Annotated in this window: 10 protein-coding genes, 1 tRNA gene and 1 pseudogene; 6 read left to right on the top strand and 6 right to left on the bottom strand. The window is 65.9% G+C overall.

Annotated features, from left to right (window positions below; all coding sequences use genetic code 11):
• Positions 1-96: 96 nt before the first annotated feature.
• Positions 97-567, bottom strand: a complete 471-nt coding sequence (locus tag EAO73_RS04695) for a RidA family protein (RefSeq protein ID WP_147970223.1) — start codon at positions 565-567, stop codon at positions 97-99.
• Positions 567-725 carry a DUF4177 domain-containing protein gene (locus EAO73_RS04690; RefSeq protein ID WP_003991873.1) on the bottom strand — a complete coding sequence of 53 codons (159 nt, stop codon included), beginning with the start codon at positions 723-725 and terminating at the stop codon, positions 567-569. Before EAO73_RS04690 ends, EAO73_RS04695 begins: the two co-directional genes overlap by 1 nt.
• Positions 726-807: 82 nt before the next feature.
• Here EAO73_RS04690 and EAO73_RS04685 point away from each other — a divergent pair, with 82 nt between their 5' ends.
• Positions 808-1,797, top strand: coding sequence for an ArsA family ATPase (locus tag EAO73_RS04685; protein ID WP_147970222.1), 990 nt, complete (start codon positions 808-810; stop codon positions 1,795-1,797).
• Positions 1,794-3,167: an ArsA family ATPase gene (locus tag EAO73_RS04680; RefSeq protein ID WP_224756183.1), complete on the top strand. Its 1,374-nt coding sequence runs from the start codon at positions 1,794-1,796 to the stop codon at positions 3,165-3,167. Before EAO73_RS04685 ends, EAO73_RS04680 begins: the two co-directional genes overlap by 4 nt.
• Before the next feature lie 36 nt (positions 3,168-3,203).
• On the opposite strand, the gene EAO73_RS04675 is transcribed toward EAO73_RS04680, so the two are convergent.
• A complete protein-coding gene (locus tag EAO73_RS04675; protein WP_191133934.1) occupies positions 3,204-3,554 on the bottom strand; it encodes a WhiB family transcriptional regulator in 351 nt (116 codons plus the stop codon).
• A 518-nt stretch (positions 3,555-4,072) separates the two neighbouring features.
• Here EAO73_RS04675 and EAO73_RS04665 point away from each other — a divergent pair.
• Complete coding sequence (locus tag EAO73_RS04665) at positions 4,073-6,316, top strand: transglycosylase domain-containing protein (protein WP_147970221.1); 2,244 nt, start codon at positions 4,073-4,075, stop codon at positions 6,314-6,316.
• A 145-nt stretch (positions 6,317-6,461) separates the two neighbouring features.
• On the opposite strand, the gene EAO73_RS04660 is transcribed toward EAO73_RS04665, so the two are convergent.
• Positions 6,462-6,926, bottom strand: a complete 465-nt coding sequence (locus EAO73_RS04660; protein ID WP_147970220.1) for a GatB/YqeY domain-containing protein — start codon at positions 6,924-6,926, stop codon at positions 6,462-6,464.
• A 79-nt stretch (positions 6,927-7,005) separates the two neighbouring features.
• On the opposite strand from EAO73_RS04660, the gene EAO73_RS04655 reads away from it, so the two are divergent.
• Positions 7,006-7,947: a metallophosphoesterase gene (locus EAO73_RS04655; RefSeq protein ID WP_147970219.1), complete on the top strand. Its 942-nt coding sequence runs from the start codon at positions 7,006-7,008 to the stop codon at positions 7,945-7,947.
• Positions 7,948-8,042: 95 nt separating this feature from the next.
• Positions 8,043-8,116: transfer RNA gene (locus tag EAO73_RS04650), tRNA-Pro, on the top strand.
• A 77-nt stretch (positions 8,117-8,193) separates the two neighbouring features.
• On the opposite strand, the pseudogene EAO73_RS36345 reads toward EAO73_RS04650, so the two are convergent.
• A pseudogene (locus EAO73_RS36345) lies at positions 8,194-8,690 on the bottom strand (site-specific integrase); the annotation flags it as partial.
• 159 nt (positions 8,691-8,849) lie between these two features.
• Here EAO73_RS36345 and EAO73_RS04640 point away from each other — a divergent pair.
• Positions 8,850-9,737, top strand: a complete 888-nt coding sequence (locus EAO73_RS04640) for a hypothetical protein (RefSeq protein WP_147970218.1) — start codon at positions 8,850-8,852, stop codon at positions 9,735-9,737.
• Here EAO73_RS04640 and EAO73_RS04635 read toward each other — a convergent pair.
• Positions 9,658-10,842 carry a DNA cytosine methyltransferase gene (locus EAO73_RS04635; protein ID WP_224756182.1) on the bottom strand — a complete coding sequence of 395 codons (1,185 nt, stop codon included), beginning with the start codon at positions 10,840-10,842 and terminating at the stop codon, positions 9,658-9,660. The two genes, EAO73_RS04640 and EAO73_RS04635, sit on opposite strands and share 80 nt — an antisense overlap.
• Between the last annotated feature and the right edge of the window lie 1,032 nt (positions 10,843-11,874).

Genomic DNA, 11,874 nt, shown 5'->3' with positions numbered 1-11,874 from the left:
GTTCGAGGGGTCCCCTGACCCGTACATGCCCCGTACACACGTGGTCCCGCCCGGTCGTGACGACCTGGCGGGACCACGGGCGGATACGGACGGGGCTCAGGCTCCGGTCAGCTCGACCTGGATCTCGACCTCGACCGGCGCGTCCAGCGGCAGCACGGCGACGCCCACGGCGCTGCGGGCGTGGACGCCCTTGTCCCCGAGGACCTCGCCCAGCAGCTCGCTCGCTCCGTTGATCACGGCGGGCTGGCCGGTGAAGTCGGTGGCCGAGGCGACGAAGCCGACGACCTTGACGACCCGGGCGATCCGGTCCAGGTCGCCCGCGACCGACTTCACGGCGGCGAGGGCGTTCAGGGCGCAGGTCCTGGCCAGCTCCTTGGCCTCGTCGGGCGTGACCTCGGCGCCTACCTTGCCCGTCACGGCGAGCTTGCCGTCCACCATCGGCAGCTGGCCGGACGTGTACACGTACACCCCGGACTGCACGGCCGGCTGGTACGACGCCAGCGGCGGTACGACGGCGGGCAGCGGCAGGCCGAGCTCGGCGAGCTTCGCCTCGACGGTGCCCGCCACTACTGCTTCTCCCGCTTCAGGTACGCCACGAGCTGCTCGGGGTTGTTCGGGCCGGGAACGACCTGGACCAGCTCCCAGCCGTCCTCGCCCCAGGTGTCCAGAATCTGCTTGGTCGCGTGCACGAGAAGGGGCACGGTCGCGTATTCCCACTTGGTCATGGCCCGACTGTAATGCCTGCGCAATCCGGGCCACGCGCAGCCTCGTGCGTAGCCTGCGGTGTGACTGGTTAGGCTCGAATACGTGAGCAGGTTCCAGGTCGTCAGCGGCAAGGGCGGTACCGGTAAGACCACGGTCGCCGCCGCCCTCGCGCTCGCCCTCGCGACCGAGGGCAGGCGCACCCTCCTCGTCGAGGTCGAGGGCAGACAGGGCATCGCCCAGCTCTTCGAGGCGGATTCCCTCCCCTACGAGGAGCGCAGGATCGCCGTCGCCCCGGGCGGCGGCGAGGTCTTCGCGCTCGCCATCGACGCGGAGCTGGCGCTTCTCGACTACCTCCAGATGTTCTACAAGCTCGGCAGCGCGGGCCGGGCGCTCAAGAAGCTCGGTGCGATCGACTTCGCCACCACGATCGCGCCCGGCGTGCGAGACGTCCTGCTGACGGGCAAGGCGTGCGAGGCCGTCCGCCGCAAGGACCGGCAGAACCGGTTCGTCTACGACCATGTGATCATGGACGCCCCGCCGACCGGCCGCATCACGCGCTTCCTCAACGTGAACGACGAGGTGGCGGGGCTCGCCCGGATCGGCCCGATACACAATCAGGCGCAGGCCGTGATGCGGGTGCTGAAGTCCCCCGAAACGGCCGTGCACCTGGTGAGCCTGCTGGAGGAGATGCCGGTCCAGGAGACCGCGGACGGCATCGCAGAGCTGCGGGCCGCTGAACTGCCGGTGGGCCGGGTCATCGTGAACATGGTGCGCCCGCAGCTGCTGGACGGGGAATCGTTGCGCGCCGCAGCGGGCGGCCGGCGCAAGGAGATCGCCAAGACGCTGACGAGGGCGGGTGTGACCGGCTCGGCGGGGCTCGTACGCCCCCTGGTCGAGCAGGCCGCCGAGCACACTCAGCGGGTTGCCCTGGAGCGCGAACAGCGCGCCGTACTGGCCGGCCTCGGCCTGCCGGGGTACGAGCTTCCGCTGCTCGGCGAGGGGGTGGACCGGGGCGGGCTCGACGACCTGGCGGCCGCGCTCCGCGAACAGGGTGTGGGCCAAGGGGAGTCCGGACGAGGGGCGGGTTCATGACAGCGGGCACGAAGGCGGGGGCGGACGGCGGCGCACGTACGGAAGGCGGCGCGGAAGCTCTCGTACCGGCTCTGGACACGGACGCACTGATCGACGACCCGGACATCCGGATCGTCGTCTGCTGCGGTTCCGGTGGCGTCGGCAAGACGACGACCGCCGCGGCGCTCGGGGTGCGGGCTGCCGAGCGCGGCCGCAAGGTCGTCGTCCTCACCATCGACCCGGCCCGCAGGCTCGCCCAGTCCATGGGCATCGACTCGCTGGACAACGTCCCGCGCAGGGTGAAGGGCATCGAGGGCGCCGGTGAGCTGCACGCCATGATGCTCGACATGAAGCGGACCTTCGACGAGATCGTCGAGGCGCACGCGGACGGCGAGCGGGCCCGCGCGATCCTGGAGAACCCCTTCTACCAGTCCCTGTCGGCCGGCTTCGCGGGCACGCAGGAGTACATGGCGATGGAGAAGCTCGGCCAGCTCCGGGCGCGTGACGAGTGGGACCTGATCGTCGTCGACACCCCTCCGTCGCGGTCCGCGCTGGACTTCCTGGACGCCCCGAAGCGTTTGGGCTCGTTCCTGGACGGGAAATTCATCAAACTGCTGATGGCCCCCGCGAAGATGGGCGGCCGCGCGGGGATGAAGTTCCTCAACGTGGGCATGTCGATGATGACCGGGACGCTGGGCAAGCTGCTCGGCGGTCAGTTCCTGCGGGACGTACAGACCTTCGTCGCCGCGATGGACACCATGTTCGGCGGGTTCCGTACCCGGGCCGATGCCACGTACAAACTGCTTCAGGCGCCAGGCACCGCGTTTCTCGTCGTCGCGACGCCGGAGCGGGACGCGCTGCGCGAAGCCGCGTACTTCGTGGAACGTCTGGCCGCGGAGGACATGCCGCTGGCGGGGCTGGTGCTCAACCGGGTCCACGACAGTGATGCCGCCCGGCTCTCCGCCGAGCAGGCGCTGGCCGCCGCGGAAAGCCTCGAAGCAGAAAATCTTGAAACCGCCGGCATTGTGGATCAGGCGGCCGGGAAGGCTGGACTTCGTGGGCCCGCCGACTCCCCCGCGGCCGGGCACGCACCCGACCCGGACACCGCCGGCTCCGCCGTTCCCGGAGCAGATGCGGACCAAGAGCCTCAGCCCGACAACACGACAGCCGTCACCACCGAAGAACTGACCGCTGGTCTGCTCCGACTGCATGCCGAGCGGATGCAGATGGTCGCGCGCGAACAGGACACACGCGACCGCTTCACCGCACTGCACCCCGAGGTGGCCGTCACCGCCGTGGCCGCGCTGCCCGGAGATGTCCATGACCTCTCGGGTCTGCGAGCCATCGGCGACCGGCTCGCGACCGGTTCCGCCCCGGACGGAGCTGCCTAGCCCCTCGTACCACGTAAGCCGTACGCGCAGCCGGTCCTAGCCCACGGCGGCGAACGTCTCGTGCAGTTCCTCGTCCTCCAGCCCGATCGCCACGGGCAGGATGCCCGAGGACCGCTCGTACTCGCTGCGCGCTGTCTCCAGCAGCCGGCGCCAGGACGTGACGGTCGGCCGTCTGCGCAGCAGCGCGCGGCGCTCCCGCTCGGTCATCCCGCCCCACACGCCGAACTCGACGCGGTTGTCCAGCGCGTCGGCCAGGCACTCGGTCCGCACCGGGCATCCGGTGCACACCGCCTTGGCCCTGTTCTGCGCTGCCCCTTGTACGAACAGTTCATCCGGATCAGTAGTGCGGCAGGCTGCCTGCGCACTCCAGTCGGTTACCCAGCCCATTCCGGCGCCGTCCTCTCCCGAATCGAGGCTCCCCCACGGCGGCAGCGGCATATTCACCGCTGCCAGTTGAGGACGTTACGGAAAGTGGCGACAGCACAACACCCCCTTCGGGCCCAATCTTGAATGGCCCGAACGGACTATGCGTATGCGGCAGATCACCCAGGGGAGTGAGGTGAGGACATGCGTGATTATCCCGTCAAAATCGGGACAGTCCACCAGAACCACAACGGACGTTCGGTGACACACGGGGCGAATTCGGGAGCGCCGCGCGGGTGGCCGGATCGTGCACGGGGGTTGATACGGAACCGGACTGCTGTGACAGTTGGGAGCAGCTTAGGCCAAGGCATATCCGTGTGTCCGGCGAATGGGAACGTAGCCGCCCCGCGTTGCCATGCCACCAGGTCGGGCCGCTGAAGCGCGGCGCACACGCCGCTCTGAATGTCACGGTCCGGTACGGGAACGCTCCGAGACCCACCCGGTCCTACGGAACGCTCATATCTACGGATTAGGCTGCCCCCATGCCAAAGAAGCGCTCGGGCGGGGGTCTCACCACGACCCAGCAGGCCGCCAAGTTCCTCGGTGTCGCCGCACTCTCGGGAGTCGTGCTGGCGGGCATCGCGCTGCCGGCCGCCGGAGCACTGGGTCTCGCCGCCAAGGGGACGGTCGACGGGTTCGACGAGATCCCGGCCAACCTGAAGACTCCGCCGCTGAGCCAGCGCACCAAAATCCTGGACAACCAGGGTGGCCTGATCGCCACGGTCTACTCGCGTGACCGCACGGTGGTGCCGCTGACGAGCATCTCCCCGTACATGCAGAACGCGATCATCGCGATCGAGGACGCCCGCTTCTACGAGCACGGCGCGGTCGACCTCAAGGGCATCCTGCGCGCGATGAACCGCAACGTACAGGCGGGCGGCACCGCGGAGGGCGCCTCGACGCTCACCCAGCAGTACGTGAAGAACGTCTTCGTCGAGGAGGCCGGCGACGACCCGGCCAAGGTCGCCGAGGCCACCCAGCAGACGCTGGGCCGCAAGGTCCAGGAGCTGAAGTACGCGATCCAGGTCGAGGAAGAGCTCGGCAAGAAGAAGATCCTGGAGAACTACCTCAACATCACCTTCTTCGGGCAGCAGGCGTACGGCGTCGAGGCGGCGTCCCAGCGCTACTTCTCCAAGTCCGCGAAGGACCTGAAGCTGGAGGAGGCGGCGCTGCTGGCCGGCATCGTGCAGTCGCCCAGCCGCTATGACCCCATCAACGACACGGAGGAAGCGACCAAGCGCCGCAACACCGTGCTCCAGCGGATGGCGGACATCGGCAAGGTCTCGCAGGAGCAGGCGGACAAGGCCAAGAACACCCCGATCAAGCTGAAGGTCAAGCGCCCGCAGAACGGTTGCATCACCGCCGTCAACGGCGCCGGCTTCTTCTGCGACTACGTCCACAAGGTCGTCATGAGCGACCCGGCCTACGGCAAGACCTCGAAGGACCGGGCCAAGCTCTGGGCGACCGGCGGACTGACCATAAAGACGACCCTGGACCCGCGGTCGCAGGCCGCGTCCAACGAGGCGGCCACCTCCCGGGTCAACAAGGACGACAAGGTCGCGGACGCGGTCGTCCAGGTCCAGCCCGGCACCGGCCGGATCCTGGCCATGGCCCAGTCCCGCCCGTACGGTCTCGACGGCTCCAAGCACCAGACCATGCTGAACCTCTCCGTGGACCACGCGATGGGCGGCAGCTACGCGGGCTTCCAGGTCGGCTCGACCTTCAAGCCGATCACCGCCGCCGCGGCGCTCGAGAAGGGCATCAGCCCGGCGCAGAGCTTCACCACGGACCACAAGATCACGCTGCCGGGCGAAAGCTTCCGCACCTGCGAGAACCAGCCGGCGGACAACAGGCCGTGGGAGGTGTCGAACGAGCTGGAGACGGAGAAGGGCATGTTCGACATGACCAGCGCGCTGGGCAAGTCGATCAACACGTACTTCGCGAAGCTGGAGCAGAAGGCCGGCCTCTGCGAGACGCTGTCGATGGCCGAGAAGATCGGCTACATCCGCGGAAACAACAAGCCGCTGCAGGCGGTCGCCTCCACCACGCTGGGCGGTCAGGAATCGACCCCGCTGGCCATGGCCTCGGTGTACGCGACCTTCGCCAACCGCGGCTCCTACTGCACCCCGGTCGCGATCCTCGGGGTCACCAAGCCGGACGGCAAGCCGATCGACGTACCGAAGTCGAAGTGCAGCCGCGCCATGAGCGAGCACACGGCCGACACCATAAACCAGATGCTCAAGGGCGTCGTCGAGGACGGCACCGGTACACAGGCCGGCCTCAGCGACCGTGACAACGCGGGCAAGACCGGTACGACCGACGAGCGCATCAACGCCTGGTTCGTCGGCTACACGCCGAACCTGTCGACGGCGGTGTGGGTCGGCAGCGACGGCGCCAAGCAGATCCCGATGAGCAACATCAACATCGGCGGCCAGTACTACGACAAGGTCTGCGGTGGCTGCCTCCCCGGTCCCATCTGGCGCACCGCGATGACCGGCTCCCTCAGCTCCTCCGAGACTCCGGCCTTCAACCCGGTCGACGTACCGCGGGCGAAGCCGAAGGAGGACAAGGACAAGGGCCGGGACAAGAAGAAGCCGGGCGACGACGACGAGAAGCCCGGCGGCGACAACAACCCGTTCCCCGGCATCAGCATCCCGCCGGACATCCTCGGCGGGAACAACGGCGGCCACGGCCGCGGCCAGGACGGCGGCACGAACGGCCCCTGAGCGGTCACCGCACGTACGAGGGCGGGGCGCTCCCGAGTGATCGGGGGCGCCCCGCCCTCGTGTATGGAGGTGGCTGCCGGGCCCGGCCGGATCGTGCCGGCACGGGCTCGGACCGGCCGGACCCCGACAGGCCCGGCGCCCGGCCTCAGCCCGCGAGGAGCTTCTTCACGGTGGCGGCCACCCGGCCCCCGTCGGCGCGACCCGCGACCTTCGGGTTGACGATCTTCATGACGGCACCCATCGCGCGCGGCCCGTCGGCCCCGGCGGCCTTCGCCTCGTCGACGGCGGAGGCCACGATCGCGGTCAGCTCCTCGTCGCTCAGCTGCTGCGGGAGGTACGCGTCGAGGATCGCGCCCTCCTTCTTCTCCCGCTCGGCCTGCTCGGTCCGGCCGCCCTTGGCGAAGGCGTCGGCGGCCTCACGGCGCTTCTTGGCCTCCTTGGCGATCACCTTCTGCACCTCGTCGTCGGAGAGTTCGCGGGCGGTCTTGCCGCCGACCTCCTCCTTGGTGATCGCGGTGAGCGTCAGCCGGAGCGTGGACGAGGTCAGCTCGTCGCGCGCCTTCATGGCCGTGGTGAGGTCTTCCTTGAGCTTGGACTTGAGCGTGGTCATGGGGTGATTGTGGCAGGTGCGGGGCGCCCGGCGCCCGCCTGTTTTCCTGTGCGCGCACGACGTCTGCGACGATGGGCGCATGCGCGCACGCTACGGAGTACCCCTGAAAATCACGGCGGTCACCGCCGCGGCCGGCGCCGCCGGTCTCGCCTACGCGGCGGGCTTCGAGGTCCGCTCGTTCCGTCTGCGCAGGGTCACGGTCCCGGTGCTCCCCCGAGGAGCGCGCCCGTTGCGCGTCCTGCAGATCTCCGACGTGCACATGGTCAGCGGGCAGCGCAAGAAGCGCGCCTGGCTCCAGTCGCTGGCCGGCCTGCGCCCCGACTTCGTCGTGAACACCGGCGACAACCTCTCCGACCCGGAGGCCGTGCCGGAGCTGCTGGACGCGCTCGGCCCGCTGATGGAGCTCCCGGGCGTCTATGTGTTCGGCTCCAACGACTACTACGGCCCCAAGCTGCGCAACCCGGTCCGCTACCTCTTCGAGAAGGCGTCGGGCAAGCACGGCCTCAACGGCAACGCCCCGGCGACCGGCGTCGTCCACAACCCGTGGGAGCCGATGCGCGACGGCTTCGACGCTGCGGGCTGGCTCAACCTGTCCAACACCCGCGGCCGCCTCAAGCTCGACGGCCTGGAGCTGGCCTTCACCGGCCTGGACGACCCGCACATCAAGCGTGACCGCTACGCCGAGGTGGCGGGCGGCCCCGAGACCGGCGCCGACCTCTCGATCGGCGTGGTCCACGCCCCGTACCTGCGCTCCCTCGACGCGTTCGTCACGGACGGTTACCCCCTGATCCTCGCCGGTCACACCCACGGCGGCCAGGTCTGCATCCCCTTCTACGGCGCCCTGGTCACCAACTGCGACCTGGACACGGACCGCGTCAAGGGCCTGTCCACCCACTCCTCCGGCGGCAACCGCGCCTACCTCCACGTCTCGGCCGGCTGCGGCACGAGCCGCTACGCCCCGGTCCGCGTCGCGTGCCCCCCGGAGGCGACCCTGCTCACCCTCACGCCCCGGGACGTCTGACCCGGCCACCCCGGCCGATCACGACAAAAACCGGATTTCGTCTCCGGGCGCCGGTGGGCTAGAGTTGTCGATGTCGCCGGGAGACCGGCGGCGATCGGGGTGTAGCGCAGCTTGGCAGCGCGCTTCGTTCGGGACGAAGAGGTCGTGGGTTCAAATCCCGCCACCCCGACAGAGAAACACCAGGTCAGCCAGGCTACTCACGTGAGTAGCCTGGCTGACCTGTTTTGTGCGTGTCCATCCGCGTGACTACTGGTTCCCGCGTGTGTACGGCCGCTGCGGAACAGCACCGAAGATCCCGTCCATAACCACATGGCCGGTCTGGATCACGGGCCGGATCTACTGCCGGCAGACCTCCTCGGTCACGGCCGTCCAGGAGTGCCCGACGAGCCGGGAGATCACTTCCAGCGGGACACCGCGGTCGGACAGCAGGGACACGAAGCTGTTCCAGGCCGGCTTGCCCACGGCCGAGGAGAAGACGAGCTCGCGTTCCTCCCACCTGTCGCCGGCCGCCAGACGGTCCCAGCCCTGATCCTCGAACTGCTACCAGAGAGCGCCGATGCACCGCGCCGGCAAAGCGAGCGCGCGCCGGGACTTCTCTTTGTGTCCCCACCGCGCCGAACCGAACGCCAGACCGCGATGTGCGGAGGCCGCGACGGGTCCGCGTCCGGCCTCCCCTTGAGGAAGACGTGGTCCCAGGTGAGCGTCCGCAAGCCCCCAGTACAGGCACCGGTCGGCAGGACAAGCCTGCGGCTTCAAGACGATGCCTCCGGCGGGGGCGCTCCGGTACCGGGATGGACGGGGCACCGTTCGCGAGTGCCGGCCGGAGCGTGGTCAGCGTCGCGGGGCTGAGCGGTGGGTCAGACCCGGCAGAGCCTTCACGCGTCGGCCACTACGATCACTTCATGGACGTTGACCCCGGGAGTATCAAAGACCGCATCGTTGCAGGTTTGGATGGCCTGGAGAATCGCCAGCTTGCTGCCATCGAGTCCGTTGTGCGGAATATGCATCGGAAAATTGAATTTCGCCCCGGAGATGCTACGGATCTCGTCACTGAAGCCTTTCGTGACGAAATGTCCCTCTTCCTTGTGGTTCATCACGCCTTGCATGAGCGAGCTTTGAATAAAGAGAATTTCGAGTATGTATTCAAGCAGTGCCTGATCGCATCCGGCGCCCCAGAAGCCCGGCTGAACCCTAACCAAAAACAGGCTAAATTCGACGTCGAAGGTGCTGGCCAGCGATGGTCACTCAAGACGGAGTCGGGTGACTCCATGAGCCGGAGAATGGTCAAGGTTGAGAAGCTAACCGAAGCCCTTTGGATCAGGGACAGTCCTACGGCAGAAGATTGCGCCCGAAACATTCGCGAGAGGGTGACGCCTCGCCTGCTGGACTACGACAGAATTGTCGTGCTGCGCGCCCTGAAGGCAGGCGACATGATCACCTACAGCATTGAAGAGATTCCATGGAATAAGCTCTATTCGGCACTGCAGAATGAAACTCGTACAGAGATTTTCTCGAAGAGAATCCGGGGCGGAAAGCAGGCAAAGAGCTTCGGGGCCGACTACCCGATCACCGGGACCCCAAATAGACTATTCCGCATGCTGCTCGACACAAGTGTCGAAAAGGTTCGCATCTGGCATGCACTAGAGGAATGCATTCATCACGGCTACTGGACTTTGCCCGCTTCGACGCCACCAAATGTTGCCGAATTGATTAAGCCAGAACAAGCTGAGCTTCCTCCACAACGAGGTCATCAGCCCGAAGGGTCGAACCAGGAAGAACTGCTGTTTTGAGTTCCGGTGCTTCTCCTTCGAGAATCCAGGAGGCTACGTGAGCCAACTGAAAGGAAATCAGCGGAGGGACCGCATCACCAATTTGACGGTACAGGTTCTTACGACTTTGACCGATGAACCTGTAACCCTCGGGAAATCCATTCAGAATCGCCAATTCGCGAACCGTGCACTGTCGATCTTGTTCGGGGTGCGCGTAACGACCATTGCCAACATGTGAGCACTCACGTTTGATGGTAGGGGCAGGGCGGTCCCAATACATACGGCCGTATACATCACAGTATGCATTTAGGCGTCCGGCTTCAACAGCTTTCCTCATGGACGGAATCAGATACTTCTCCGTCTCCGGTGTGCGCAGAAGATCGGCCCAGCTACCACCATCATGAGGAATGGCTGCAATGCGGGCCAAAGAATCACCTGCAAGCGCGCTACTGGTGTGATTCTCGTCGTGGTGATGCTGCTCTCCAGAGCGTACGGCCGGCAGGTGGCCGATGGCACGCCGGACTGTTAGCGCTTGCTCACGCACTGAATATCCTCGCCAGATATCTTCGAGCGTATAAATAGGAAGGCCGGGAGCTGTCGCGACTACCAGAGCGCGATCGCGCTGCTGAGGCAATCCAAATTTCGTCAGAACATGCGATGATGCCCGAACCGTGTAACCCATTCCCTCAAGCGAACTCTTCAACGCCTGGAAATGGTGCCGGAAATTCCCTGTGAGTAGCTGCGGAACGTTCTCCATGAGGAGAACCTTTGGCCGCATGACCGACACGTGGTCCGCCACTCTTGCTACGAGCGAATTTCTCGGGTCGTCCTGTGCCCAGTTCTTCGACACAGCGCGAGAAAACCCGGTGCATGGAGGACACGCCAGGAGGACGTCCACCTCGCCTGATGGAGAAATAAGTGCCGCAAGTTCATCTGCTTCGACAGCGGCAAGGTCCACCGCCATCGGCTTGATACCGATATTCGCTTCATAGGTGGCATTGCAGCCGATCGCGCCATGACCGGTACTAGGCTTTCCGACCTCCACGTCCGCCGCACCGTACATCTTGAAGGACGAATGGGCATGAAAGCCGTAGCTCATACCCCCGCCTCCGGAGAAAAGATCCACAACGGAGTAAGCATTAGTCGCCGACAACTAGTCTCCCCTTATCGAGATAAAATAATATCCTTCATCCGTCAAGTAAGTCAAGTCAAACAAGGCCTTGTAGGGGTGTGATACATGCCTGGAGGTACGACTACCTCGCTTCAGACGGCCGACAGCGGGATAGAATGCACACGCAGCCTAATAAATTCCCTCGACTCCAGGTGTCTCCCAAGGGCTGTGTCGAGATACAAAGGGCGCGGGTCAGGATGACCTTGTCATCGTTCCGTTCATTGACACGGATGACTAGAGGGCTCCGTAACATCTGCGTGCGCCATTCCTTGGGCCCTTCGCTGGGGCCAGCAAACCTGTAGTGGCAAAGGAAGCGAGCTTCGCCGGCACTACTGAAACGAACGTCACGTCGAACGCGGCGGACGGGAAAGCGTCGCTGTGTGACAGGGCGGTCGAGTGGTGACGACGCACACAGATACCGAGAGATCACCGAAGAAGCTCAAAGCGATTCGGGGTCATGGTCGATCACTACCGAAGTAAATCCGGCTCGAAGAGGTCGACACTCAACACCGTGCCCGATCCGTGCCCGGAAGAGCGGTGAGCCACCATAAATGGCGGGCGTCAGGGGAAGGTCCGTAGCCCTCCTCAAGGCCGGTTCTTCGCTTGCCAGGGCCTCTCGACAAGCTGGGAAGGCCTTGACTCCCAAGCTCATGATCGCCCCAGCCTCGACCTCAGCCGTTCCGCACTGATCGGCTCGGCACGTCGCCAACGATCCGGGCGAATACGACAAGTCCATGCCGAGCGTTGCCACCCACCTCGCCAAGGTCGCGCGGGCGGTCGAACGCACAAGACGTCGGCGGACCTTCAGCGCAGATGACAAGCACGGCAACCCATCTGCAGCCAGCGTCCTGAGTTGCTTCGGGACGAAAAGGTCGTGGGTTCAAATCCCGCCACCCCGATAGTGAAACACCAGCTCAAGGGCCTGATCCGAGAAATCGGATCAGGCCCTTGAGTGTTTCCCGGGAACTTTCTGCATCCCCCGGGTGC

Origin of the sequence: Streptomyces sp. col6, from assembly GCF_008042035.1 — a bacterium.
Classification (GTDB): Bacteria; Actinomycetota; Actinomycetes; order Streptomycetales; family Streptomycetaceae; genus Streptomyces.
This window is presented reverse-complemented; position numbering and strand designations above follow the sequence as displayed.